The 25,441-nt window shown below is 65.4% G+C and carries 28 protein-coding genes; 10 read left to right on the forward strand and 18 right to left on the reverse strand.

Annotation, left to right across the window (positions count from 1 at the left end; translation table 11 throughout):
• The first annotated feature begins 88 nt into the window (after window positions 1-88).
• Window positions 89-226 (forward strand): hypothetical protein, encoded by a 138-nt coding sequence (locus tag DKT77_RS21030; protein ID WP_238547878.1) that lies wholly within the window; start codon window positions 89-91, stop codon window positions 224-226.
• 342 nt (window positions 227-568) lie between these two features.
• Window positions 569-1,264 (forward strand): ribulose-phosphate 3-epimerase, encoded by a 696-nt coding sequence (gene rpe, locus DKT77_RS13125; RefSeq protein ID WP_109812153.1) that lies wholly within the window; start codon window positions 569-571, stop codon window positions 1,262-1,264.
• A 31-nt stretch (window positions 1,265-1,295) separates the two neighbouring features.
• Here the strand turns inward: rpe and DKT77_RS13130 are convergent, their stop codons facing one another.
• A complete protein-coding gene (locus DKT77_RS13130) occupies window positions 1,296-2,315 on the reverse strand; it encodes a ribose-phosphate pyrophosphokinase (protein WP_109812154.1) in 1,020 nt (339 codons plus the stop codon).
• A gap of 191 nt (window positions 2,316-2,506) precedes the next feature.
• Between DKT77_RS13130 and DKT77_RS13135 the strand changes: the two genes are divergently transcribed.
• A complete protein-coding gene (locus DKT77_RS13135; protein WP_109812155.1) occupies window positions 2,507-3,427 on the forward strand; it encodes a manganese-dependent inorganic pyrophosphatase in 921 nt (306 codons plus the stop codon).
• A 379-nt stretch (window positions 3,428-3,806) separates the two neighbouring features.
• Here the strand turns inward: DKT77_RS13135 and DKT77_RS13140 are convergent, their stop codons facing one another.
• The 3 genes from DKT77_RS13140 to DKT77_RS13145 all read right to left on the reverse strand — a co-directional run bounded on the left by DKT77_RS13140 (window position 3,807) and on the right by DKT77_RS13145 (window position 6,423).
• On the reverse strand, window positions 3,807-5,006 hold the full coding sequence (locus DKT77_RS13140; RefSeq protein WP_146205001.1) for a hypothetical protein: 1,200 nt from the start codon (window positions 5,004-5,006) through the stop codon (window positions 3,807-3,809).
• Entirely contained in the window at window positions 5,003-5,383 is a 381-nt protein-coding gene (locus DKT77_RS20705; protein WP_146205002.1) for a hypothetical protein, read from the reverse strand. Before DKT77_RS20705 ends, DKT77_RS13140 begins: the two co-directional genes overlap by 4 nt.
• 395 nt (window positions 5,384-5,778) lie before the next feature.
• The gene (locus DKT77_RS13145) at window positions 5,779-6,423 is read right to left on the reverse strand and encodes a hypothetical protein (protein ID WP_109812157.1); all 645 of its coding nucleotides are present in this window, start codon (window positions 6,421-6,423) and stop codon (window positions 5,779-5,781) included.
• Between the two features lie 262 nt (window positions 6,424-6,685).
• Between DKT77_RS13145 and DKT77_RS13150 the strand changes: the two genes are divergently transcribed.
• The 4 genes from DKT77_RS13150 to DKT77_RS13165 all read left to right on the forward strand — a co-directional run bounded on the left by DKT77_RS13150 (window position 6,686) and on the right by DKT77_RS13165 (window position 10,777).
• A complete protein-coding gene (locus tag DKT77_RS13150) occupies window positions 6,686-7,378 on the forward strand; it encodes a hypothetical protein (RefSeq protein ID WP_109812158.1) in 693 nt (230 codons plus the stop codon).
• An 80-nt stretch (window positions 7,379-7,458) separates the two neighbouring features.
• A complete protein-coding gene (locus DKT77_RS13155; RefSeq protein WP_109812159.1) occupies window positions 7,459-7,743 on the forward strand; it encodes a YrhK family protein in 285 nt (94 codons plus the stop codon).
• Window positions 7,744-7,829: 86 nt separating this feature from the next.
• Entirely contained in the window at window positions 7,830-10,235 is a 2,406-nt protein-coding gene (gene pheT, locus DKT77_RS13160) for a phenylalanine--tRNA ligase subunit beta (RefSeq protein ID WP_109812160.1), read from the forward strand.
• A gap of 71 nt (window positions 10,236-10,306) precedes the next feature.
• A complete protein-coding gene (locus DKT77_RS13165; protein WP_109812161.1) occupies window positions 10,307-10,777 on the forward strand; it encodes a YtoQ family protein in 471 nt (156 codons plus the stop codon).
• A 53-nt stretch (window positions 10,778-10,830) separates the two neighbouring features.
• On the opposite strand, the gene pheS is transcribed toward DKT77_RS13165, so the two are convergent.
• From pheS to DKT77_RS13200, 7 genes are all read right to left on the reverse strand, one after another.
• Window positions 10,831-11,910, reverse strand: coding sequence for a phenylalanine--tRNA ligase subunit alpha (pheS, locus tag DKT77_RS13170; protein WP_109812162.1), 1,080 nt, complete (start codon window positions 11,908-11,910; stop codon window positions 10,831-10,833).
• Window positions 11,911-11,976: 66 nt separating this feature from the next.
• Window positions 11,977-13,113: a cell division protein ZapE gene (gene zapE, locus DKT77_RS13175; protein WP_109812163.1), complete on the reverse strand. Its 1,137-nt coding sequence runs from the start codon at window positions 13,111-13,113 to the stop codon at window positions 11,977-11,979.
• Between the two features lie 150 nt (window positions 13,114-13,263).
• Window positions 13,264-14,289 carry a choice-of-anchor A family protein gene (locus DKT77_RS13180; RefSeq protein WP_109812185.1) on the reverse strand — a complete coding sequence of 342 codons (1,026 nt, stop codon included), beginning with the start codon at window positions 14,287-14,289 and terminating at the stop codon, window positions 13,264-13,266.
• Window positions 14,290-14,437: 148 nt separating this feature from the next.
• Entirely contained in the window at window positions 14,438-15,052 is a 615-nt protein-coding gene (locus DKT77_RS13185) for an HAD family hydrolase (protein ID WP_109812164.1), read from the reverse strand.
• Entirely contained in the window at window positions 15,049-15,507 is a 459-nt protein-coding gene (locus DKT77_RS13190) for a YaiI/YqxD family protein (protein WP_238547879.1), read from the reverse strand. The genes DKT77_RS13185 and DKT77_RS13190 overlap by 4 nt, the downstream gene beginning before the upstream one ends.
• 7 nt (window positions 15,508-15,514) lie before the next feature.
• Window positions 15,515-16,345 (reverse strand): S-formylglutathione hydrolase, encoded by an 831-nt coding sequence (gene fghA, locus DKT77_RS13195; protein WP_109812166.1) that lies wholly within the window; start codon window positions 16,343-16,345, stop codon window positions 15,515-15,517.
• Window positions 16,346-16,406: 61 nt separating this feature from the next.
• Window positions 16,407-17,333 (reverse strand): AEC family transporter, encoded by a 927-nt coding sequence (locus DKT77_RS13200; RefSeq protein WP_109812167.1) that lies wholly within the window; start codon window positions 17,331-17,333, stop codon window positions 16,407-16,409.
• Window positions 17,334-17,439: 106 nt separating this feature from the next.
• On the opposite strand from DKT77_RS13200, the gene DKT77_RS13205 reads away from it, so the two are divergent.
• Window positions 17,440-18,063 (forward strand): TetR/AcrR family transcriptional regulator, encoded by a 624-nt coding sequence (locus DKT77_RS13205; RefSeq protein ID WP_109812168.1) that lies wholly within the window; start codon window positions 17,440-17,442, stop codon window positions 18,061-18,063.
• 114 nt (window positions 18,064-18,177) lie between these two features.
• Window positions 18,178-19,428, forward strand: a complete 1,251-nt coding sequence (locus DKT77_RS13210; protein WP_109812169.1) for a SulP family inorganic anion transporter — start codon at window positions 18,178-18,180, stop codon at window positions 19,426-19,428.
• A gap of 34 nt (window positions 19,429-19,462) precedes the next feature.
• Here DKT77_RS13210 and DKT77_RS13215 read toward each other — a convergent pair whose 3' ends face one another.
• The 4 genes from DKT77_RS13215 to DKT77_RS13230 form a co-directional block, all read right to left on the reverse strand.
• The gene (locus tag DKT77_RS13215; protein ID WP_109812170.1) at window positions 19,463-20,116 is read right to left on the reverse strand and encodes an SCO family protein; all 654 of its coding nucleotides are present in this window, start codon (window positions 20,114-20,116) and stop codon (window positions 19,463-19,465) included.
• Window positions 20,116-20,682, reverse strand: a complete 567-nt coding sequence (locus tag DKT77_RS13220; protein ID WP_109812171.1) for a hypothetical protein — start codon at window positions 20,680-20,682, stop codon at window positions 20,116-20,118. Before DKT77_RS13220 ends, DKT77_RS13215 begins: the two co-directional genes overlap by 1 nt.
• A 5-nt stretch (window positions 20,683-20,687) precedes the next feature.
• Entirely contained in the window at window positions 20,688-21,158 is a 471-nt protein-coding gene (locus DKT77_RS13225; protein ID WP_238547880.1) for a hypothetical protein, read from the reverse strand.
• Between the two features lie 123 nt (window positions 21,159-21,281).
• The gene (locus DKT77_RS13230; protein ID WP_109812172.1) at window positions 21,282-22,022 is read right to left on the reverse strand and encodes an NYN domain-containing protein; all 741 of its coding nucleotides are present in this window, start codon (window positions 22,020-22,022) and stop codon (window positions 21,282-21,284) included.
• Window positions 22,023-22,289: 267 nt separating this feature from the next.
• On the opposite strand from DKT77_RS13230, the gene DKT77_RS13240 reads away from it, so the two are divergent.
• A complete protein-coding gene (locus DKT77_RS13240) occupies window positions 22,290-22,709 on the forward strand; it encodes a hypothetical protein (RefSeq protein WP_109812173.1) in 420 nt (139 codons plus the stop codon).
• 300 nt (window positions 22,710-23,009) lie between these two features.
• Here the strand turns inward: DKT77_RS13240 and DKT77_RS13250 are convergent, their stop codons facing one another.
• The 3 genes from DKT77_RS13250 to DKT77_RS13260 are packed head-to-tail and all read right to left on the reverse strand — an operon-like array spanning window position 23,010 to window position 25,436.
• Window positions 23,010-23,522 (reverse strand): GNAT family N-acetyltransferase, encoded by a 513-nt coding sequence (locus DKT77_RS13250; protein ID WP_109812175.1) that lies wholly within the window; start codon window positions 23,520-23,522, stop codon window positions 23,010-23,012.
• A complete protein-coding gene (locus DKT77_RS13255) occupies window positions 23,519-24,313 on the reverse strand; it encodes a potassium channel family protein (protein WP_109812176.1) in 795 nt (264 codons plus the stop codon). The genes DKT77_RS13250 and DKT77_RS13255 overlap by 4 nt, the downstream gene beginning before the upstream one ends.
• Before the next feature lie 10 nt (window positions 24,314-24,323).
• A complete protein-coding gene (locus tag DKT77_RS13260) occupies window positions 24,324-25,436 on the reverse strand; it encodes an S-(hydroxymethyl)glutathione dehydrogenase/class III alcohol dehydrogenase (protein ID WP_109810121.1) in 1,113 nt (370 codons plus the stop codon).
• Window positions 25,437-25,441: the final 5 nt, after the last annotated feature.

The following is a 25,441-nucleotide window of genomic DNA, read 5'->3' on the forward strand; positions in this document are numbered from 1 at the left end:
CGCATCGGTTGGTAAGGGATGACCGAAATCGGTCGCCCCACCCGAAATCTGCTGCTTGCCATAGCTGCGCTCCACCACCCGGAAAACCATGATCTGCACCCGATCGCGCGGCCCGCCGCCGATCATCATGCCGATCTGCAAGAACAGCGCGAAGCACCGCAAGGTTCCGACGGTCAGGACCGGCACCGAAGTGGTGCGCCGCCTTGGGCAAGTCACGACCCAGTAGGCCCGCCAACGCGACGCGCCCCGGATCACGGCCGCCTCATACAAGCTGCGCGCGCCGGTCTGCAACCCGGCCCGCCGGATCACCATGGGGAACCCGCACACCCCGCAAGAACGACTTCGCCTTTCTGGGCAGGGGTGCGGTGTGCGGCCCGTCCAGCGGATCATTGTGACAAGGCCTCGATAATCCGGCTTCCGGCAGCACGGGGCCGGGGAACAGCACGCGCCCGCGTGACGGAACGCCGTGCTTTGAGGGACCATGACGGCAGGGTGCAGGCGGCGCCAAGCCTTGCCCTTGCGCCCGCTCGCCCGCTATAGGGCGCGCATCCCAAACCGGAGCCGCGCCATGTCCCGTCCCATCAAGATCGCCCCATCCATCCTTTCCGCCGATTTCGCCGATTTCGGGCGCGAAATTCAGGCGATCGAGGCGCAAGGCGCCGACTGGGTGCATGTGGACGTGATGGATGGCCATTTCGTTCCGAACCTGACCTTCGGTCCGCCGCTTTGCGCCGCGATCCGCCCGCACATCAAGACCGTCATGGACGTCCACCTGATGATCGCGCCTGTCGATCCCTATATCGACGCCTTCGCCAAGGCGGGCGCCGACATCATCACCGCCCATCTCGAAGCCGGCCCGCATATTCACCGCACCCTTCAGGCGATCCGGGCTGCGGGCTGCAAGGCGGGGCTCGCGCTCAATCCCGGCACCGCGCCGCAAGCCGCCGCGCCGCTGATGGACATGGTGGACCTGATCTGCGTGATGACCGTAAATCCAGGCTTCGGCGGCCAAAGCTTCATCGAAAGCCAGTTGAACACCATCGCCGCGCTGCGCGCGATGATCGGCGACCGGCCGATCCATCTTCAGGTAGATGGCGGCGTGACCCCCGACACCGCGCCCCGCATCGCGATGGCGGGCGCCGATGTGCTGGTCGCGGGTTCGGCGGTTTTCCGGGGCGGCAGCGTGGCCGATCCGGCCCCCTACGGAGCCAATATCCGCGCGATCCGCGCCGCGGCCGAAACCGCGACCGGCGCTGCGGCCTGACCGCACGGCGGGCGCCGCTGCCCGCGGACCGTCAGCCGCGCGGGTAGAGCCCCTCGTAGATCGGACCAAGTGTCTCCGTTGCGAACAGCGACGACACCGACGTGCCGTTCCAGATGTTCAGGATCGCCTGCGCGAAGACCGGCGCGACCGGTACCACGCGGATATTCTCGGCCGCCCGCACCGCGGCCGATGGGGCGATCGTGTCGGTCAGCACAAGGCTCTTCATGCGTGATTTGGTCACCCGCTCGACCGCCGGGCCGGACATCACGCCGTGGGTGATGTAGGAATGGACTTCGGATGCCCCCGCCTCCAGCAGCACGTCGGCCGCTTTGCACAGCGTGCCGGCCGTATCGCACAGGTCGTCCACGATGATGCAGGTCTTGCCGGTCACGTCGCCGATGACCGTCATCTCGGCGACCTCGCCGGCCTTCTCGCGCCGTTTGTCCACAATCGCCAGCGGGCAGCCGATCCGCTGCGCCAGCTCCCGCGCCCGCGCCACGCCGCCCACGTCTGGTGAAATCACCATCAGCTCGTCCAGCCGCCCCTTGAACTGATGCTCGATATCCAGCGCGAACACCGGCGAGGCATAGAGGTTGTCCACCGGGATATCGAAGAAACCCTGGATCTGCGCCGCGTGCAGATCCATCGTCAGCACTCGCTCGATCCCGCCCTGCGTGATCATGTTCGCCACCAGCTTGGCCGAGATCGGCGTGCGCGCCTTCGTGCGCCGGTCCTGACGCGCATAGCCGAAATAAGGGATCACCGCCGTGATCCGCCCCGCGCTCGACCGGCGCAGCGCGTCGGCCATGATCAGCAGTTCCATCAGGTTGTCGTTCGCCGGGTTCGACGTCGGCTGGATGATGAACATGTCCTCGCCGCGCACGTTCTCGAACACCTCCACGAAGATCTCGGCGTCGTTGAACCGCTCGATCCGGGCGTCCACCAGCCCCACGTTCATGCCGCGATGCATCGACATGCGCCGCGCGACGGCCTCGGCCAGCGGCCGGTTGGCATTGCCCGAAATCAGCTTGGGTTCGACGGGGTGCGGCATGGCGTGGGTCCTCTGGTCTGTGACAAGGCCGTTACAAGGCGCGCCTTAGCACCCGCCGCCCACAAAACCAACACTCCCGGCCGCGCCCGCGCGCACATGTTGCAGCTGCGGCGAAAAACCCGGCGCCGCGCCCGTGACAGGCCCCGCCAAGCGGCCTATACCGCGCGCGGAAACACAACGGACGGACAGACATGACCATCAAGGTTTTCGGCCACATGGCCCCCGACACCGATTCCACCGGAAGCCCGCTGATCTGGGCCTGGTACCTCAGCGAAATCCGCGGCACCCCGGCCGAAGCCGTCCTGCTGGGCGAACCGAACACCGAAGCCGCCTTCGTGCTCGACCGCTGGTCCCTCGCCAAGCCCGCGATCATCGACACCGTGGCTGAGGGCGAGCAGGTCGTCATCGTCGACACCAACAACCCCGCCGAGCTGCCCGAGGGCATCAACGCCGCCGACATCCTTGAGATCATCGACCACCACAAGCTCGTCGGCGGGCTGGAAACCAAGGGCCCCATCTCCATCACCGTGCGCCCCGTCGCCTGCACCGCCACCATCCTGCACGACCTGATGGGCGACGACGCGGCGAAGATGCCCGAAGGCATCCGCGGCGCGATGCTCTCCTGCATCCTGTCCGACACGCTCGAATTCCGCTCGCCGACCACCACGCCGGCCGACAAGGCGCTGGCCGAAAGCCTCGCCGCCGATCTCGGGCTCGACCTCACCGCCTACGCGGCCGAGATGTTCGCGGCCAAGTCCGACGTGTCGGCCTTCTCGGATGCCGAGCTGATCCGCATGGACAGCAAGAAGTTCGACGTCGGCGGCAAGACCTTCCGCGTGTCCGTGCTGGAAACCACCGCGCCCGAGATCCCGCTGGGCCGCAAGGACAGCCTGATGGCCGCCATGCCCACCGTGGCGGCCGAGGACGGCGCGGACGAGGTGCTGCTCTTCGTCGTCGACATCCTGCGCGAGGAAGCGACGCTGCTGGTCCCGAACGAGCTGGTGAAGACCGTGGCCGAGAAAAGCTTCGGCGCGACGGTGGAGGGCGACACCGTGGTCCTGCCCGGCGTCATGAGCCGCAAGAAACAGATCATCCCCAACCTGACGCTGTAAGCGGCAGGACAGAGAAGACGGAAAGGCCCCCCAAGAAGGGGGCTTTTTTGGTTCGGCGATAGCGCCGAGGCAGGCACGTTGGGCGGAAAGCAGGCTTTTGCTGTGAATGTGTCGAACGGCAGCAGCCTGCGGTAATGGTACCATTTCGTACTACGCTGCCTGCGGCTCACAGGCCGGTCAGCCAACAGATATAAGCCCCACAGTGTTTGAAAGACCAATTCTCTATATACGAGTGGGCCTCCATTGGGAGGGGAAAGGTTGTTTGCCGACCGGTGCCGAGTGGGCGACAACCTGCGAGGTGGTTGCAATCGCGAAGATACAAAAAATGACGCCTAAGGACCACTACGCAGAGAAGCTCAGGAGCCCCAAAATCTAATAGTTAGTTGGGGACTTCCGTCTTCGCGAAGATAGTGGCGACCCTGTCACAGTTCATAATATCGCGCCGGGATCGGCTAAAGATAGTTCCGTGAGCGCGCAACATATTTCCCGTCTGGAAGTGCTCCATAGCCTTCATCTCCGCAAAGTCTTCAGCGCTAAAATTGCACCGTACCTCATTCGTACCAAGAACCTTGATAACTACATTCAGCGTCCCTTCATTGATGATGGAGATAACGCCAGTCACAAACTGCGGCTTCTCAAAAAACTTTCGATACGCCTCTTTTAGCTCTTCAGTATCATTACCATCAAACTTCAGCGTTCTCCAAGAGCCGTCCACTTCTCCAGAAAATTCAATATCTGAGAAAGCATCTCTCCGATCCGGAAATATCGAGGACATATCCCTAATTAAGAGCGCAAAGTTAGAAACCGCAGCGTCATCGAGCTGCCCTAGGTCAAGAGCGTTTTTGAGATCTTGTAAGTTATTCAGGGTCTTACCCTTAGCTTCCCAAAAGACCTTTCTCAAATCATCTTGACTGACGGAGTCACCCTTAAAGTAATTCGATACAATTTCTTTCCTCGGGAGATTAGGTCTTTCAATGTTTATTATTAGAGATCCAAACTCTGGCTCTGTGATCTGAAAATCATACACCTGGCTTTTGGAGTACTTAACTTCCGCTGGAGCCAAAAGTTTACGGGCAACCATATAAGCATTATCCACCATTTTTTTGAACTGGTGAAAAGCCATCCTTTCATGATCCAACGTGCCGCCGGATAGACGAATTGAAAAGTAACTCTTCGCTTGATCTATAGTATCTGCAACACCATCAACTTCCAACGACAATGCGGCTCCGGGATCCGGCAGCAGTGACTGATCGAAACGGTCAATGTTGATTGGCCAATACCGGCGAACAATATAGTCAGACGCGCATTCTACCACGATGAAATCGCCTGAGCGCAATGCGCCCAAAATGGAAAGCTTATTTCTCTTGAGAAGAAATATAGCCTCTTCGGTTATTGAAGAAGCTACAAATATGAATCCATCTTCAAGGTCCAAAACGTTCAGGAATATATAATCCTCGAACCCAACCTTTGAAGTAAATAAGATAGGGTCGTCATACTTCTCAAGAACCTCCGTAACTCGAATCTGCATGTTTGCCATGTCAGAAAGCGCCGGATCGTCCATGCTCCACATTTCGCTCACGGTATCACCTTGCATGACGAAACAACATCCGCTCCAACATATTTCCAAAAGTCGCGGTGCCCGCTTCCTTGATTTACTACGCCATGATGATTTTTCAATTGAACTTCCAGCCACATGCCTTGCTGGCGAAACTTCTTGTATCTTTTCATCATAGCTTCAGCAGACCGCCAGCTATCAAAGATAGAACATGCCCATGAGTCACATTTTTCAGGTGGGCGGAGAGGTTTTTTATTTGTCTTATAGTCCGACTCAAAATCGTCGTTCGTCCAGGATGGGCCGGGAACGTGACGATAGAACGTGCCATCTGCAGCTTGCGCATCGTCTGGAGGGCATTGGTCAGAAACGTAGTTCGGAATGTCCAGGTCAAAATGAGGCATTGATCTACTTTTCATCGGCTACGTTTTGGACGTGCATAACGTTCAGCATCTTAGGTTTCAACGATATCTGACGCAGGTTGAGACAAAAACTTTCTCTTGACTGCAAAGTGAGTTCATTAGCCCACATTCTGAAATTTATGGGGCAATAAGTGGTTCATGACGTGCCAGTAGTCAGGCGTCGACATCGTGTCATCTAATAACCGCGCTTCTGATGCCTACGTGTACCCCGTGTTGCGTGAGGAAGCTATCGTTGATGCCAGGAACGGGTGGGCTTAAACCCACCATTCATAACCTACTCGGTGATCTAATCGCGTCACATGTAGGTTCGTTTCGAACCGGGAGTGGCCAATAGCTGCGCTTAGCTCGAAAGGCGGCTTTGGGCCGAAAGCCCCCCCTCACAACACCCGCTGCACCTCGCGTACGCTGCGGGGGTTGCGCACGAAGACCTGGGCGTAGATCTCCCAAGCGCCCCCGACCCTGATCCCCATCACGTTCGAGCCGCAGGTGCCGTGGTAGTAATCGCTCGGCCCGAAGAGATGCGTCGCCCCCTGCCCGTTCAGTTGCCCGCTGCCCCGGATGCGTTCCTGTTCCGAAAACGCGCCGCCGCGCAGGCCGCCGGGGCGCAGGTGGGCGATGCGCACATCCGTCCGCGCCGCGTTCGCCACGATGATGATCGTGCAGCCGGTCAGCGTGCCGGTGAACATCATGTCCGCGCCCGCGCCGGTCAGGTGCCCGTGCAGGATCGCGTTATAGGCCACGGCGGTCGTGTTCGGGATCATTTGCAGGTTGAACGCCGGTTGCAGCCGCAGGCCCGTCATCATCGTTTCGGTGATCCCCATGCCGCCGGCCGCCGCGTCGCCCGCCTTCCACACCTCGTTCGGCCCGCCGACCCCGGCGGCCCAGGCATGCGCCTGGTCGCTGTGCCCGAAGCAATAGACGGTGTCGCCGTTCGCCGGGCCGCCGTCTATGGTCAGCCCGTTGGTCTGCAGGAACGTCGTCGGGTCGGCACGCAGGAGCGTCATGGCGGTGGACGGGAGCATCGCGGGGGGCCTCCGGATCAGGGCGCCTGCCGGGGCGCGGTGGTTCACCTTACCCAGCGGCAGCGATGGATCAAGGATGGATAAAGCGGGCGCGGCGCGGCCCCCGTGCGCGGTCTGCCGATTTTTGCGGCAGCGCCCGACTCCTACGGGACTCATATGAGAGTCATATGGGAGTCATACGCCGCGTTCGCGCCTGTTTTGGGGTGCAATGGCCCGCGCGCCTTGCTAGGCCAAGGCAGACGCGAATGGGGATTCTGACCGCATGACCCACGACAACGAGCTTGAAATCCGGGTGCTCAAACGGGTGCTCGACTGGCATGAATCGCCCGCCAACGCGCCGCGGCGGCTTGATCTTTCCTGGCAGGACGCACTGGATTTCTTTGAAATTCCAACCGCTTCCGGGGACGAGGCCGGGGCCGATGCCGCGTGGACCACGCTCTATGACGCGCTCGATGCGATGATCGCGGACGGCCGGCTTCTGGGCACGCTCTACGTCAACCGCGTGCGCGACCTGCGGCCCGGCTATCGCGGCGCGATGGACCTGCAGGCCGACGAAGCCGCCCGCCTGAAAGCCGAACGCGACACCCTCGATACCCTCGCCTCCCGCCTCGCCGCCGAACGCGACGCACTCGACGCCGCGCGCGCCAGCCTCGACGTGCAGCAGGAGAACGCGGCGGCGACCCGCCAGCATCTTGAACAAAAGGCGCAAATCCTCGACACGCGCGATGCGGCACTGGCCGCGACGCAGGCCGATCTGGACGAACGGCAGGCCCATTTCGAACGTGACAGGGCCATCGCCCGGCGCGATCTGGAAGGCGAACGCGCCGCTGCCGAGGCCGAAATGCGCGCCGCGCGCGGATGGCGCTTCGCCGGGATCCTCGCGCTTGTGATCGCCCTCGGGCTGGTCGTTGCAATTGCGGCCGGCCAAGGCCTGATCCTACCGGGTGACGGCTAGGTCAGCACGCCGCTTCAGCCCGGAAGGTGCGGAAAGGCCCGCGCCGCCAGAAGCCAGAAGCCCGAAGTCGGGAGACTGCGATGAAACTGTTCCGAACCAGCAACCGCGAGTTCAACGCCGACACGCGCCGCGTCTATGCCGCATACGAGATTGCGCACACCGCTGTCGATTTCGCCGCAGCGCTGTGTTTTCTCGTCGGGTCCGTGCTGTTTTTCTGGGCGGATTGGGAAACCGAGGCGATCTGGCTGTTCGTCATCGGCTCGGTGTTCTTCATGATGAAACCGACGCTCCGCCTCGTGCGCGAAATCCAGATCTACCGAATGGGCGACATGGCCCGGCTTGCGGAGCGGCTGGAGGAGGACTGACCGGCCCGGCGCCGCGGCGCCCGCGCCTTCACATTGCCCCGCACGTGCGGTAAGCCGTGGCGCGCAGCAGTGACGGAACCGACCACATGAAATTCACGCTTTCCTGGCTCAAGGATCACCTCGACACCACCGCAACGGTGGACGAGATCGCCGAGGCCCTGACCGATCTCGGGCTCGAGGTCGAAGAAGTCACGAACCCCGCGGCGAAGCTTGCGGGCTTCAAGCTGGGCTACGTGACGAAGGCCGAGAAGCACCCCGATGCCGACAAGCTGCGCGTCTGCACCGTGCAGACCGACACGGGCGAGGCGCAGATCATATGCGGCGCGCCCAATGCCCGCGCGGGCATCACCGTCGTCGTCGCCAAGCCCGGCACCTATGTCCCCGGCATCGACACCACGATCCAGGTCGGGAAGATCCGCGGCATCGAAAGCCACGGCATGATGTGTTCCGAACGCGAGATGGAACTGAGCGAGGAACACGACGGCATCATCGAGCTGCCCTCGGGCGAGGTCGGACAAAATTTTGCGGACTGGCTGGCCCAGAACGATCCCGCCAAGGTGGACCCGGTGATCGAAATCGCCATCACCCCCAACCGGCCCGACGCGCTGGGTGTTCAGGGCATCGCCCGCGACCTTGCCGCGCGCGGGCTTGGCACGCTGAAGACCCGCGAATGCGATCCGGTGCCCGGCAGTTTCCCCTGCCCGATCCCGGTCAGCATCGACGCCGACACGCTGGAGCAATGCCCTGTATTCTACGGCCGGTTGATCCGCGGCGTGAAGAACGGCCCCTCGCCCGCCTGGCTGCAGACCGCGCTGCGCGCCATTGGCCTGCGGCCGATAAGCTTCCTTGTCGATGTGACCAACTTCTTCACCTATGACCGCAACCGCCCCTTGCACGTCTTCGACGCGGACAAGATCATCGGTGGGCTGCGCGTTCACCGCGCGGTGGGCGGCGAGACGCTGACCGGGCTGGACGAGAAGGACTATACCTTCAGCGAAGGCATGACGCTGATCTCTGACGACACTGGGGTCGAAAGCATCGCAGGCGTCATGGGTGGGCTGCGCACCGGCGTGACAGAAGACACCGTCAACGTGTTCCTGGAGGCCGCCTATTTCGACCCGGTGCGAACCGCCTACACCGGCCGCGCGCTCAAGATCAATTCCGACGCGCGCTACCGGTTCGAACGTGGGATCGACCCGACCTGGACACCCATCGGCATCGAACACGCGACACGGATGATCCTGGATCACGCCGGGGGCGAGGCGTCGGACGTGGTCATCGCGGGAGCGGTTCCCGACGTGGCGCGCGCTTACCGGCTTGATACCGACCGGGTGCAAAGCCTTGTCGGCATGGCGATTCCGGCAGACACGCAGCGCGCCTCGCTGACTGCGCTGGGGTTCTGCATCGTGGGCGATCTGGCGCATGTGCCGCCGTGGCGCCCCGACGTGCAGGGAGAGGCTGACCTGGTGGAAGAAGTTGCGCGCATCGCGTCGCTGACGCGCCTCGAAGGGCGCCCGCTGGCGCGGGTGCAGGCCGGTGTTCCGAAGCCTGTGCTGACTCCCATGCAGGTGCGCCTTGGCGCCGCGCGCCGGGCGCTGGCAGCGCTCGGCTACAATGAATGCGTCAGCTACAGCTTCATCGACGGGGCGGCGGCGACGGCCTTCGGCGGCAGTGACGCGGCCCGGCTGGAGAACCCGATCAGCCAAGAGATGACACATCTGCGGCCGGACCTGCTGCCCGGCCTGCTGCAGGCCGCTGCACGCAACCAGGCGCGCGGACAGGCGGATCTGGCGCTTTGCGAGGTGGGGCCTGTCTTCTCGGGCGGAGAACCGGGCGAACAGCAGACCGTCGCGGCGGGGCTACTGGTCGGGGCCAGCGGCCCGCGCGACCCGCACGGCACCCGGCGCCCGCTGGACGTGTTCGACGCCAAGGCCGACATGGAAGCAGTGCTGGCCGCCATCGGTGCGCCCGCGCGGGCTCAGACCTTCCGAGATGCGCCGGCGTGGTTTCACCCCGGCCGTTCGGCGCGGCTGGGCCTTGGTCCGAAGAAGACGATCGCGCTGTTCGGAGAGCTGCACCCGAAAGTGCTGGCCAGATTCGAGGTGAAGGGCCCGGCGCTGGCCTTCGTGATCTGGCCGGCCGAGGTGCCGTTCCCGCGAAAGCAGGGCGCGACCCGCCCGGCGCTCGCGCTGCCGGAGCTTCAGGCAGTGGAGCGCGACTTCGCCTTCGTTCTGGATGCACAGGTGGCCGCGCAGGATGTGGTGAACGCCGCAGCGGGCGCCGACAAGGCGCTGATCGAAAGCGTGTCGGTCTTCGACGAGTTTACCGGCGAGAAAGCCGAGGCACAGATGGGGTCGGGCAAGAAGTCACTCGCCGTCTCTGTCCGGCTGCAACCGACTGGCAAGACGCTGACGGAAAAGGACATCGAGGCCGTCAGCGCGAAGGTGATCGAGAAGGTCGCCAAGGCAACGGGCGGGCAGCTTCGCGGCTGACAGCGCCCGGGACAACAGGCGCGGAACCGCCCCGGCGGCGCTGCGCCACAGCAAGGGAAGGAACAACGCAGATGACACTCAAGGTCTACCTGTCCGGCGAGATCCACACCGACTGGCGCGAACAGATCACAGAAGGCGCGAAAGGGCTGGACGTCAGCTTCGACAGCCCGGTGACGAACCACGAAGCGAGCGACGATTGCGGCGTTGCCATCCTCGGCGCGGAGGCCAGCAAGTACTGGCACGACCACAAGGGCGCGATGGTCAACGCGATCCGCACCCGGCGCGGGATCGAAGGGGCGGACGTGGTCGTGGTGCGCTTCGGCGAGAAGTACAAGCAGTGGAACGCGGCGTTCGACGCGGGCTATGCCGCGGCGCTTGGCAAGTCGCTGATCGTGCTGCATGGGCCGGACCACCAGCACGCGCTGAAAGAGGTGGACGCGGCCGCGCTCGCCGTAGCCGAAGAGCCCAAGCAGGTGGTGGAGATTTTGCGCTATGTGCTGACGGGCGAGCTGCCGGAGGGGGCATTGGCGGCGGCAGAATAAGCCTGTCGCGTACGATCACCAAAACGGGGCGCCAATGGTGCCCCGTTTGTGATTCAGCGGCTCAACCCGCCATGCAGCGTCGGCACGTCCAGCGCGCTGAAGCCGTAGTGGCGCAGCCAGCGCAGGTCTGAATCGAAGAACGCGCGCAGGTCGGGGATGCCGTATTTCAGCATCGCGATCCGGTCTATCCCCATGCCGAAAGCAAAGCCCTGCCACTCTGCCGGGTCCACCTTCGCGGCCTGCAGCACCTTCGGGTGCACCATGCCTGACCCCAGCACTTCCAACCATCCGTCGCCTTCGCCAATGCGGAGTTGGCCATCCACCCAAGAACATTGGATGTCGACCTCGGCGGATGGTTCGGTGAACGGAAAGTGCGACGCGCGGAAGCGGGTCTTGATTCCCTCCAGACCGAAGAATGCCGCGAAGAATTCCTCCAGCACCCATTTCAGGTTGGCCATGGAAATGTCGCGGTCGATCGCCAGCCCCTCGATCTGGTGGAACATCGGGGTGTGCGTCTGGTCGTAGTCGGCACGGTACACCCGACCCGGCGCGATGATCCGCAGCGGGGCGCCCTGCGCCTCCATCGTGCGGATCTGCACCGGGCTCGTGTGGGTGCGCAGCACGTGGGGCGGTCGGTCGTCACCCTCGGCGCGCGCCATGTAGAACGTGTCCATCTCGGCCCGCGCAGGGTGGTGGCCAGGAATGTTCAGCGCGTCGAAATTGTACCAGTCGCTTTCGACCTGTGGGCCTTCGGCCACGGCGAAGCCCATGTCGGCGAAAATGGCCGTGACCTCGTCCATCACCTGGCTGACCGGGTGGATGCTGCCCATGGCGCGCGCCGCACCGCGCCCCGGCAGCGTCACGTCCAGCCATTCGCCCCGCAGCCGTTCGTCCAGCGCGGCATCGGCCAGCGCGGCCTTCTTGGCCGACAGCGCCGCGTTGATCTCGTCCTTCAGGGCATTGAGCTTCGGGCCCGCCGTCTGGCGCTCCTCGGGTGTCATCTTGCCCAGCTCGCGCATCTTCAGGCTGATCTCGCCCTTCTTGCCGACGGCCGAGACGCGCAGCGCCTCCAGCGCGGCTTCGTCGCCCGCGTCCGCGATTGCCGCCAGATACTTGTCCCGAAGATCGTCCATCGCCTGTCTTGTCCTTGCCAAGGTCCGGCGTTCTGCTACCGCGAAGCGCCCGCGCTGTCCACCGCCCTAGCCGTCGGCGCCCCAGCCCTCGGACTGCATCTCGCGCAGGCGGCTTGCCGTGCGCTCGAACTCGAACGCGCCGGTGCCTTCCAGGTACAGCCGCTCGGGCGCATCTGCAGCCGTCACCACCAGCCGCGTGCCTGCCTCATAGAGCGCATCCACCAGCGTCACGAAGCGCTTTGCCTCGTTGAAGTTGGAAATCCCCAGCCGCGGCACGTCCTCGAGGATCAGCACACGCACCGCATCAGCCACCGCAAGATAGTCCGCCGGCCCCAGCGGCACGCCGCACAGGTCCCAGAACGACACCCGCGCGACCCCGTTGCGGAATCGCGCCAGCCGCACCTCCCGCCCCTTGACCTTCAGCACCAGCCCGTCCTCGCCAGGCAGGCCCACGCCGCGCTGCTGCATCTTCTGCTGCGCCTCAGTGGCGCGGGCGCGGGCGCGCGGCGTGTGGGTCATGTCGTGCCACAGATCGTCGACCGCCGCCCGCGCCGCCGCGTCCGCGGGATGGAAGTAGACCTGCGCGCCTTCCAGCCGGTCCTGCCGGTAATCGGTCGGGCTGGCCAGTTCCCACACGGTCAGCCGGTCCTTGATCATCTCGATGAAAGGCAGGAAAAGCGCCCGGTTCAGCCCGTCCTTGTACAACTCGTCCGGATGCCGGTTCGACGTGGTGACCACCGCGACGCCTGCGTCGAACAGCCGTTCGAACAACCGGCCGACGATCATCGCGTCGGTGATGTCGGTGATCTGCATTTCGTCGAAGGCCAGAAGGCGCACCTCCTGCACCAGTTTGTCGGCCACCGGCGCAAGCGCGTCATCCACGCCGCGCTTGCGCGCCTCGGTCATGCCGGCGTGGATCTCCTGCATGAAGGCGTGGAAATGGACCCGCCGCTTCGGCACGCTCACATGGGTGACGAACAGGTCCATCAGGTAGGACTTGCCGCGCCCGACACCGCCCCACAGGTACAGCCCCTTCACCGGCGCGGGCCTGGGCGCGCGCCCAAAAAGGCCGCGCTTGGGCGGTGGCGCCGCAAGATCCTGCCGGATGCGCTCCAGTTCTGGAAGGACGGCTTCCTGCGCCGGGTCCGCCTTGATCGTCCCTTCCGAAGCGCGCGTTGCGTAGATGTATTTCAGTTCGACCATGCGCAGGGATTACCCCGCGCGGCGCGCCGGGAAAACCCGCCCCGTGTCCGCCGCGCTGCGGCCTTTTCGGTCCGCCATATGAAAAACAGGGCGGCCCTTTCGGCGCCACCCTGCATTCGTGTGCACCTCACCGACCGGCGGGCACAGTGTTCAGGCCGCGCGGCGGCGCAGGATCGCAAGCCCGCCCAGACCCGCCAGTAGCAGTGGCAGACCCGCGGGCAGCGGAATGGTCGAGGGCGGCGGCGGGGGCGCCGACCGCGTGGGTACGGTGCCCTCGAAGGTGCGGCTGTGCAGCTCGCCGTTGCTGAGCGTGATGCTCCGGGCGATGACGCTGCCTTCGGTAGAGCCGCCGAAGCCCGTCATATCCGCCAGCGGCGCAAGCACGCTCCCGATGATTGCGGTACCGACATTGATCGACGTGGCCTCGAAGAAGTTCCAGATCACGTTCTCGGCCACCGCACCTGTGCCGCCAAGCGCGTTCATCCCGAAGCTGCCCACCGTTCCGGCCACGTTAATAAGCACTGTGGTCGCGCCGTTCAGATCGATGGAGTAGCCGCCACCTGCCAGGTCAGCCAGCGTGGCGTTGTGGACGGACAGGCCATCCGCATCGGGCGCGCCGACGATCTTCTTGTTGTTGAAGTCCGACGTATCGAACACCGTGCCGGTCAGGGTCGCAAAGAACGCGGAGTCCGCTTCCAGCGCGGCGAAATCGATCTCGGGGAACCGGGCCGCAAAATTTGGATCGTTCGCCTGCTGCCCATCGAGCACCGTGCCCTGGTTCGCGTTGCCGGTGAAGCTGCCACCGATGCGCGCCGTGCGCGTGCCCTGCGATCCTCCATTCAACTCGACCGTGCCGCTGGCATTGCCGCCAATGGTCACGTCGCTGCCGTTCTGGGCGTTGATCGTGCCGATCGTCGAATCGCCCACGACGATCAGCTCGTCGAGGTCGCTTGGCGTGACGTCCTTGAAGCCGACCTGAAGGGTGTTGCCCGTCAGGTTGCCACCGACATAGAGCCGCCCTTCGACCTCCTGGCTGGAAGACATGTCTCCGGCGGTCACGCCATTGAACAGGCTCAGAACTTCTGCCGCGCTCAGCGGTGCCGCGCTTGCGGGCGCGGAAAATGCGATCGTCAACGCCGTTGCGGCCGTGGCAGCGAAAACTGAATTACGTTTCATAATCGACCCATCCAAAAGGTGGCATCGAAGGGTGTCCGATACCTGCTAAAGGATGGATATCCTGCCTGCGCCAAAAGGCACCCCGAAAATGCACGAATTGGTTAACAAATCGGGTCCAAGGTCGGTGAACGGCTCTGCGGCGCGGCCGTCAGGGCTGCGCCGCCGTCACGCCCGCCGCGGCCAGAGCGGACACCAGCGGCTCGGGCTCGGTGAACAGGTGTGTCTGCCAGCCGCGCGCGGCAGCGGCGGCGATGTTCTCGGGCTTGTCATCGATGAAGAACAGCCCCTCGGGCGGGGCGTCCACCACGGCTTCCACCGCCGCATAGATGGCGGGGTCGGGCTTGCACAGGCGCAACTCGGCCGACACGAAGCGCCGGTCGAACTCGCGCAGGAACGGATAGGCGGCATCGGCCAGCGCAAGCGGCGCGTGGCCGAAATTGGTCAGCGCGTGCACCGGTATTCCCGCTGCTCGCAGGCGGCGCAGCAGCGCGACCGACCCCCTGATTGGCCCGACCACGAAATCCAGCCAGTTGTCCCGCCACATGCGGATCAGCGCGGCATCGCCCGGATTCGCGGCGGCCAGCGCCTCTACCGCGTCGTGCAGGTCGGCCCCCGCGTCCACCGACAGGTTCATCCCGTCCAGATCGACCCGCGCAAACAGCGCCGCCCTCGCCTCAGGACCGATCCGCGCGTCGTAAAAGCGCGCCGGGTCCCAGCGGATCAGCACGTTGCCGATGTCGAACACCACGGCGCGAACGGTCATGCCCGGCCCTTCCTCGCTGCGACCAGCGCGGCATCGAGCGCGGACAGGAAGCGCGACCTGTCCGCCTTCGCGAAGCCCTTGCCGCGCCCCTGATGGAACGGATCCGCCGCACGAATGTCGTTCATCAGGTCACGTGTCGCCAGGCGCGGGCCGATATTGGCGGGTGTCAGGGCCTCGCCGTTGTGCTGGATCACAGCGGCCCCCGCCTTCAGGCAGGCATCGGCCAGCGGGATGTCTCCGGTCACCACAACGTCGCCCGGCCCGCATTCTGCCGCGATCCAGCGGTCGGCCATGTCCGGCCCTTCCTCCACGATCACATGGCGCACAAGCGGGTTGCGCGACGGGCGCAAGCCCCCATTGTGCACCACCAGCATTTCCACCCCGTGGCGGGTGGCAACGCGCTCCGCCTCGTCCTTCACAGGGCAGGCATCCGCATCGATGTAGAGCCGTGTCACCCGTCCCTCAAAGCCCCAGCGCTTCGGCATGGAAGGCGATGTGGTCTTCCATGAAGCTCTGCATGAACCAGTAGCTGTGATCGTACCCTTTCTGGATGCGGAACTGTCCGTCCTGCACGCGGGCCGCCATTGCCTGCGCAAGGTCTCCGGGCCGGAGCAGGTCCAGGAACTGGTCCTCGGACCCCTGGTCGATCAGCACCGGCCCGTCGAAGCCGCCCGCCTGCATCAGCAGAGTGGCGTCATGGCGCGTCCAGGTGCCTTCGTCCGCCCCCAGGTAGGCGGTGAACTGCTTGCGCCCCCAGTCCGAGGCGACGGGATGCGATATTGGCGCGAAGGCCGACACGCTGGCGAAGCGGCCCGGATGGTTCATCGCTACCGTCAGCGCCCCGTGCCCTCCCATCGAATGGCCCATGATCGCCTGCCGCTCCGGATCGACCGGGAAGGCGGCGTCCAGCGCGCGGGGAAGTTCCTCGGTCACATAGCTCCACATGTTGAAATGCGGCGCCCAGGGGGTCTGCGTGGCGTCCACGTAAAACCCTGCGCCCTGCCCCAGGTCATAGGCCGCGTCGTCGGCTATGTCCGCGCCGCGCGGCGAGGTATCGGGAAAGCACAGCGCCAGCCCCGCCTCTGCGGCCCAGCCTTGTGCCGCCGCCTTAGTCATCGCGTTCTCGTGGGTGCAGGTCAGCCCCGACAAGTACCACAGCAGCGGTACCGGTCCGCTGGCGGCCTGCGGGGGCATGAACAGCCCAAAGGTCATGTCGCAGCCGCACACCGCCGAGGCGTGTCGATAGACGCCCTGCACGCCGCCGAAACACCGGTTTTCCGAAACCGTTTCCATGCCGTTCACTCCCCTTGCCGGACGCTCACTGGCTACCGTGCCACGCCCGCGCGGGCAACCCTCAGCCCAACGCCCAGGCGATCGCCGCCGGGATCGTCAGCACGCTGAACAGGGTCGAGATCAGGATGGAGGCCGACACCCGTTGCGGCGCAACCCCGTAGTGCTGTGCCAGGATGTAGACATTGCCCGCGACCGGCAGCGCCGCGGTGGCGATCATCACACCGGCCACGCCGCGCTCCACCCCGAAAACCGCCAGCGCGGCCACCGCCACCGCGGCCGGGTGCAGGATCAGCTTGCAGAAACTCAGCCAGCCCGCGACAGACAATCGTTCGGCGGACTTGCCGGCCAGCGAAGCACCGATGGCGAACAGCGCGCCCGGCGTCGCCGCCGAGCCGAGCGTCGCAAGGAACGCGTCTGCAGGGGCGGGCACCGGCCAGCCCAGGCCCGACCACGCCAGCCCCGCCAGGATCGACAGGATCATCGGGTTGCGCACCAGACCCAGCCCGACGGTGCGCAACACAGCCGGCGACATGCGCCCGTCGCGGCTGCCGGTGATCAAAATCACCACGAGGCTGGAGAACACGATCAGGTCCACCGACAGCATCAACAGAAGTGGCCCGATGGCCCGCTCACCCAGCAGCAGCACGAGCAACGGGATACCGAGGAACCCCAGGTTTCCGATGATCGCGCATTGCGCCTCGATCGCGGCCTCGGCCACCTTCACCCGGCGCAGCATCGCCACCAGCGTCGCCAACAGATAGACCGCCACGCTGGCCGACAGATACGCCTGCACCACCGTCCAGTCGACGATCTGCCCGAGCGACAGTCCTGCCGAGAACCGGAACAGCATCGCCGACAGCGCGAAGTAGAACACGAAGCGGGTCAGCGCCGCCACCGCCTCGGGGCCGAACATGCCAACCCGTGCGGCGCCGTACCCCAGCCCGATCAGCGCAAAAAACGGCAGCGTCTGCATGAAAACGTCGATCATGCCGACCGGCTAGCATCTCAGGGGGCGCTTGCACAGACTGAACCGTTTGGTTTAAGTTGCTCCACCGGCGCCTGGCAGGCGCGGGTCAGATCGGTGGGGGGACCGCGTGCAGGAAGACAGCCCTAAAATCAGAAAGGGCCGGAAATTCGACCAGGTGGTGGCAGGTGCGCGCGAGATTTTCATGCGCGAAGGCTACCAAGGGGCCAGCGTGGACAGCATCGCCAGGGCGGCGGGCGTCTCCAAGGCTACGCTCTACAGCTACTTTCCAGACAAGAAGATGCTGTTCATGGAAGTCGCGAAAAGCGAATGCCTGCGCCAGTCCGAAACCGCGATGGTTCAGGCCGAGCAGGGCCAGAGCACCGAAGAGACGCTGGCCGATATCGCCGACCGGATGACCGGCTTCCTGCTGTCGGATTTTGGCCAGCAGGTGTTTCGCATCTGCGTGGCCGAGGCCGAACGCTTTCCCGAGCTCGGGCGTACCTTCTACCGCTCCGGGCCAGAACAGGCGCAAGCCAAGGTGGTCGAGTTCCTGCACCGCGCCGTCGCCCGCGGTGATCTGGCAATCGACGATGTGGAACTTGCCGCAAACCAGTTCGCCGAACTGTGCAAGGCCGACCTGTTCCAGCGCGTCGTATTCAACATGCCCGGCAAGGTGACCGAGGCCGACCGCCAGCGCGTGATCCGCGGTGCGGTGGACATGTTCATGGCCCGCTACAGCGCCGCGCGCTGACGGCAGGTCGCGGCCGCTTAGGCCGCGGTGCGGACCATGCGACACGGGCGCCCCTTGCGTGTCGGACGAACCGCGCGCCTACTGCGGCAGTTCCGCCCCCATGACCGCAATCCCATGACCCCGCAACTTGCCACTTCGCTGCGCGGCTATTCCCGCCCGCAATTTCTGGCCGACCTCGCCGCCGGCGTAACGGTGGCGATGGTGGCGCTGCCGCTCAGCCTTGCCATCGCCATCGCCTCGGGCGCCGAACCGGGCACCGGGGTCGTGACCGCAATCGTGGCGGGGTTCCTGATCTCGGCACTTGGCGGCAGCAAGGTGCAGATCGGCGGACCAACAGGGGCCTTCATCGTCGTCGTGCACGGGGTGATCGCGGCGCACGGGTTCGGCGGGCTGGTCACAGCAACCTTCATGGCGGGGCTGATCCTGCTGGTGGCGGGGGCGCTGCGCGCGGGGCGCCTCGTGCGGCTGGTGCCGCTCCCGGTGATCCACGGATTCACCATCGGCATTGCCTGCATCATCGCGCTCAGCCAGATCCGGGACCTGCTGGGTTTGCGCCTGTCGCATACACCCGCAGACGCCCTTGAACTGGCCCCCGCGCTCTGGGCGGCGCGCGGCACGCTGTCGGTCCCGGCGTTGGCGGTGGGTCTGGGCAGCATGGCCTTGATCGTTGCGCTGCGCCGCGCCGCGCCGCGATTTCCCGGCCTGATCGTGGCCGTCGGACTGACCTCTGCGCTGGTGGCGTTTCTGGGCCTGCCGGTTGACACGCTCGCCGGGCGGTTCGGCGCGCTGCCCTCGCAGCTCCCCGCCCCGACGCTGCCCGATCTGTCGCCTGCACGGCTGATGGAACTGTTGCCCTCGGCGCTGGTGATCGCGGTGCTGGCCGGGGTAGAATCGTTGCTTTCGGCGATGGTCGCGGACGGGATGACTGGCCAGCGGCACCGCCCCGACGCCGAGTTGCTCGCACAAGGCGCAGCCAATCTCGGCTCCGCCCTCTTCGGCGGCCTGCCCGCCACCGGCGCCATTGCGCGCACAGCCACGAACGTGCGCGCGGGCGGGCAGACGCCGATGGCGGGCATGATCCACGCCGCCGTGATCCTTGCGGTAATGTCGGTGGCCGCGCCGCTGGCCGGGGCGCTGGCGCTGCCCGCGCTGGCCGGGTTGCTGATGCTGACGGCATGGAACATGAGCGAGCCGCAGCACTGGCGCGGTCACCTGCGTGCACCGCCCGCCGATCTCGCGCTCCTGCTGCTGACGCTGGCGCTGACCGTGCTGGCGGACCTTACGATAGCCATCGGCACCGGGGTCGCACTGGGATTGGCGCTGCGCTGGTGGCGCGGGCGCCGCGCACGCGGGCCGGGTCGATAGCCTCCGCCCGACGCCAGCCGACGTTCCGCTTGAGTCAGCTGTCGCCGGGCGCGTAGCGCAGGGCGATATCCGCCGCATGCTCTGCCGAAAGGATCGGCGGCAGCAGCGTCAGCACCGTGCCCGCCGCGTCCAGAAGGTAGACATGGCTGCCATGGGCGAAGACGTCGCCGTGCTCAGGGTCCGTGAACACCACCTCGCTTTGCACACCGAAGGCGGTGCGCGCCTGCGCCAGTGCTTCGGGCGTGCCGGTCAGCCCCACGAAGGCCGGGTGGATCGCCTTCAGCGGCGCGCCCATGCTGCCCACCGTGTCGCGCGCGGGATCGACAGTGATCATCACCGGCACCGCCGCCACACCCCTTTCCGCCATCAGGTCCACGATATCGGCCATCATTGGCAACGCCGCCGAACAGATGCTCGGGCAATTGGCATAGCCAAAGAACAGAAGCTGCATCCGGCCCGCCGGGTCGGCCTGCGTGCGCCGTGCGCCGGTCTGGTCGGTCAACGCGAAGGGGCCGCCCAGCGCGAAGGGCAGCGCCCCGGCGCGGCCTGTCGGCCCATCGGGCGGGGCTGCGGCGTGCCGTGCCGCCTCCTCCGCCGATCCATGTACCACCCCGTCATGGGCCAGCGCAGGCGCCGCCATCGCGCCCGCCCCAAGCCCGAAGGCCATCAAAGCACCGAACGCGCGCATCAGAACCAGTCCTCGATGAAGGCCGCGTCCACCTCCGGACCGAGCCCGAGATACCCGTCCTTCTCGATCAACGCACCGACCCGCGGGTCGCGCCGGAACCACGGTCCCTCGCCGTCCGCGTCCGGGTTGCGCGCCGCCCAGTCTTCGGTCCAGGACTGCGCGTTCACCCACTCGCCGCCATCCAGCCGCCGCACCCGCTGCACGAGATAGATGTTGCGCGCCCCGATGTCCGGATCGTCCAGCATCAGCCCGTCCACTTCCACATCCGCGCCGCAGAACGGCAGCAGGTCCACCGCCGCGCCGGTGAAGATCGGCTGTGCGTTCTTGTTGGGATAGACCAGCACCCCGTCCGCCGCGCGGAGCAGGCCGATCTGGCGCCGCCCGGCGCCGCAATTCTCGGGGCAGTCGCCGGTCACTGCGCAAAGCATGTCCACCACCCGCGCCTCGAACCGGGCAGGCTGTTCGGCGTAAAGGTTCCAGGACCGCGCCTCTGACCCGGCCGAGAAATCCTGCGCCCCAAGCGGTCCCGCCGCCAGCAGCGCCGCAAGCATCACGAGTCGTCTCATGGCACTCACTCCGCGGGTTCGGGAATGGCGAAGCCGGGCGTCACCCCGAAATCGTCATGGCTGTGATTGACAATGCCCGCATCGGCCACGACCTCGGCCACCACAAGGTAGTTCAGCCCGTCGCGCCGGTAGAGCATCCCGTCGGCGGTGATCTCGTGGCTGGCAAGGCGCAATTGCGTGTCACCGCCGGCGCTGGCATCGTCGCCCTCGATCTTCAGCACCATGTACACCTCGCCGTCCTCGCCCAGCAGGCCGACCGGGATCCCCCCCGCCGAACACCACAGCGCGCAGGTGTGGTGCGCCGACCCGACAACCGCCTCGGGCCCGCCCATCACGCCGGAAAAGTAACACCAGGTGTCGATGATCTCGCCTGTGATCCGTATCCGTTCACCCGCCGCCTGCGCGGCCAGCGGCGCGCCTGCCGCCATCGCACCGGCCAGCGCGCACACGCCCGCCGCTATCCGTATCAGTTGCATTTTATGCCCTCCAGTCCCTCAGCAGAACCAGAGTGGCACAGCCCATCGCACCCGCATAGCACGCAAGTCGCCTTGTGATCGGTCGTGACACAGGCGTGACCCAGCGTGAACCGGGCGCGCGGATCAGTCCAGCCGCCGCGCCTCGAACTGGTTGCCGGGACCGCGGCGCAACTCGAACATCTTCAACTCGGCCATCAGGTCCGACAGCTTCTTCTTGCCGTAGTTGCGCGGGTCGAAATCCGGGTTTGCGGCGGTGATGTGCTGGCCGATCTGGCCAAGCGAATACCATTCGTCATCCTGTTCGATCGCGTCGAAGGCCCGAAAGATCAGGTTGCGCGCGTCGATCGGCTTGAGCTTCTTGGCGCTGCGCGGGCTGGGCTGGTCGGCGGGCTCGTCGGCGACCTCCAGCGGCTCGGCGTCGCCCGAGGTCAGGTTCTCGACATAGATGAAACGCTTGCAGGCCCGGCGGAAGGATTCGGGCGTCTTCTGCTCGCCCATGCCGTAGATGTCGATCCCCTGCTCGCGGATGCGGCTGGCCAGCCGGGTGAAATCGCTGTCCGAGGACACCAGCACGAAGCCGTCGAAGCGCCCGGTGTGCAGGATGTCCATCGCGTCGATCACCAGCGCTATGTCGCTGGAGTTCTTGCCGCGCGTGTTGCTGGGCGCCTGCATAGGCACGATGGCGAGGTTGGCCAGCTTCTTGGACCAGCCGCGCAGCCCGTCGCGGGCGAAATCGCCGTAGATGCGCCGGATCGAGGCCTCGCCGAAACTGGCGATCTCTTCGAAGATTGCCTCGGCATAGCTGGCGGGCACGTTGTCCGCGTCAATCAGCACGGCAAGCAGTTTCTGGCGGTCCTCGGCCATGCGGCCTCCTGTCAAAGGGTTCGATACATCACCAGCGCATCGACATACCCGTCGGACGGGTGCCGGAACGCCGCCGGAAGCACGCCCACAGTTTCAAATCCCGCGCGCCGCCACAACCGGATTGCGACCGTTTTGGTGGCGACCGCGCAAATGGGCAGCACCGCGTTTGAGCGGTATCGGCAATAGCTGTGATCGAAAAAAATTGCACTGCTAACCGAATGCTGATCCGCTTCGTTAAGATTTTTTCATTTTTCAGGGAAAGCTCCCATGCACCGTTTCGCCCTTGCCGTCGTCGCCGGGGTGCTGCTCGCCCCCGCGGCCCATGCCTCTCTGGTCGGCAGTACGATCAGCATCTCCAACACTGGCGGTCACACGCAACTGGACAGCGGCCTTTCGGAAAGCACCTGCACCGATATCATGGTGGGCGCCGGGGTTGAGTGCATCGTCAGTGACGCGCCCACCAACTTCTCTCAGTTTCCCAATGCCCTGATCGAGATCGACGTGATGGACAGCTCGCTGCTGTTCTCGTTTCTGGACGCGGGTTCATCGGGTGACTCTTTCGCTTGGGGCCTGAACCCAAGAGCGTTCGATGTCGTGCTCGACGGTCTGACCTGGGTCGATCACCCGACGTCGCGATCGAGAGCATCTCGTCCAGCTTCACGTCGTTCCCGATTTTTGGTTTTTTAACAGAAGCGTGTCGGCCAACCTCACCGGCGACAACCGGATCACCCTGTCATTCAATAATCTGTCTTTTGTTGCGGGTTGCACATCGACGCTTTGCGCGACCTTGCAGGTGGACATTACGCCAGAGGAAAAGACCCCACCGCCGATCCCGCTGCCCGGCGCGCTGCCGCTGATGGCCGGGGCCCTCGCCCTGACCGCCGCCCTGCGCACCCGCCGCCGGGGCTGAACGCGGCGGACGGGGGTGCACCGGTCTTTGCACCGGGGCGACGGGACCGGCAGCACCGCGCCCCGCGTCCATCCCGGTCAGCGCGGCCCAGGCGTGATGCCAAGAACCAGAGACCGGTACATGACCAGCGCATCGACATAGCCCTCGGCCGGGTGCCGGAACGCGCCGGGCAACCGGCCCACCGTCTCGAAGCCGTTGCGCTGCCAGATGCGGATTGCGCCCGTATTTGTCGCCACCACGAAATTGAACTGCATCGCGCGGAATCCGGCCGCGCGGGCGGTGTCGAGCGCGTGGTCCAGCATCGCCTGCGCCACGCCCTGCTCGCGCGCCTGCGGATGAGTGACGAAACCGCAGTTGCAGACATGCGCGCCGCCGCCGGACTGGTTGGGCTTGAGGTAATAGGTCCCGACGGGGCCTTCCGCCTGCGCGATGAAGACCCGCTTCTCCGGCGCGCACCAGAAGGCAAGCGCATCGTCCCGCGAGATCCCCGGATCGACGGTATAGGTGTCGCCCGCGCGGAAGGCGGGCTCCAGCATCGCCCAAAGCGGAGCCTCATCGCCCGGCGCGAAGGGCCGGATCGCGACCGTCATTCCATCCCCTCCGTCTCGATGCGGATCACTTCGCCGCAATGCTTGCAATGGACCGCGTCGGCGTCGTGCAGTTCCAGCCCACAGACCGTGCAAGGCTCGCGCACCTTGCGGGGGCGGAACAGCACCTGCGCCAGCCGCAGGAACAGCGTGACGCCGCAGACCATCACCACGACCGAAATCAGCCGCCCCATCGTGCCGTCCAGCGTGATGTCGCCGAAGCCGGTCGTGGTCAGCGCGGTAACTGTGAAATACAGCGCGTCTCCGTAGTTTCCGATCTGCGGGTTGACCTTGTGTTGCGTCGCATAGACCAGCCCGGTCATCACGAACACGAACACCGCAAGGTTAATGGAGGCTACGATCACCTCCTCGTTGCGGCGGAAGAAGGCGAAATCCTTCCGCAGCCGGAAAAGCAGCGGGTAGGCCCGCAGCAGCCGCAGCGTGCGCAGCACCCGCAGGAAGCCCAGCCCCTCGCCCGCCAGAGGCGCAAGGAAGGACATAACGGCGACAAGGTCGGCGATCACCCAGGGCGAAGCAAGGAATTTCAGCCGCTGCCGCGCGATCAGTAACCGCGCCGCGAATTCGGCCGCCAGCACCACACCCAGCGCGGTGTTGATCGTCTCCACCACCGGGCCGTGCGTGCTGAACGACGTGGCGATGACGAACAGGATCGTCAGCAGATCGAAGGCCAGCAGCGCATAGCGGAAGCGGTGCGCACGGTCGCTGCGGCCCTCGTAAAGCGCCCGCAGCCGGGCCGTCAGGGTCCCGGTCCGGCTGCGGGCTGTCTCGCTCATCGGCGCGTCCTCAGAATTCGACGACGGCGCGGATGGATTTGCCTTCGTGCATCAGGTCGAACCCGTGGTTGATCTCGTCGAGGGTCAGCTTGTGGGTGATCATCGGGTCGATCTCGATCTTGCCGTCCATGTACCAGTCCACGATCCTCGGCACGTCGGTGCGCCCGCGCGCCCCGCCGAAGGCCGTGCCCTTCCACACACGCCCCGTCACCAGCTGGAACGGCCGCGTCGCGATCTCGGCACCCGCAGGCGCCACCCCGATGATGATGCTCTCGCCCCAGCCCTTGTGCGCGCATTCCAGCGCCGTGCGCATCACGCCCACATTGCCCGTCGCGTCGAACGTGTAGTCCGCCCCGCCCCCGGTCAGCGCCACAAGATGCGCCACCAGGTCGCCGTCGACCTTCGACGGGTTCACGAAATCGGTCATCCCGAAGCGCCGCGCCATCTCGGCCTTGTCGTCGTTCAGGTCCACGCCCACGATCTGGTCCGCGCCCGCAAGCCGCAGCCCCTGGATCACGTTCAGACCGATCCCGCCAAGCCCGAACACCACGCCCCGGCAGCCGATCTCGGCCTTGGCGGTGTTGATCACCGCGCCGATCCCCGTCGTCACGCCGCAGCCGATGTAGCACACCTTGTCGAACGGCGCGTCCGGGCGGATCTTCGCCAGCGCGATCTCAGGCACGACCGTGTGGTTGGCGAAGGTCGAGCAGCCCATGTAGTGGTGGATCGGCGTGCCGTCGAGCATCGAGAACCGCGTCGTGCCATCCGGCAGAAGACCCTGGCCCTGCGTCGCGCGCACCTTCTGGCACAGGTTCGTCTTCGGGTTCAGGCAGTACTCGCATTCGCGGCACTCCGGCGTGTAGAGCGGGATCACGTGGTCCCCCACCGCAAGGCTCGTCACGCCGGGGCCGACCTCCACGACAACGCCCGCGCCCTCGTGACCCAGGATCGCCGGAAAGATCCCCTCGGGGTCCGCGCCCGAACGCGTGAACTCGTCCGTGTGGCAAAGACCCGTGGCCTTCACCTCCACAAGAACCTCCCCGGCCCGCGGGCCGTCAAGCTCCACGTCCATGATTTCAAGCGGCTTGCCTGCCTCAACGGCAACAGCGGCGCGTGTTCGCATGTCTG

Source organism: Meridianimarinicoccus roseus (assembly GCF_003172915.1).
Lineage (GTDB): Bacteria > Pseudomonadota > Alphaproteobacteria > Rhodobacterales > Rhodobacteraceae > Meridianimarinicoccus > Meridianimarinicoccus roseus.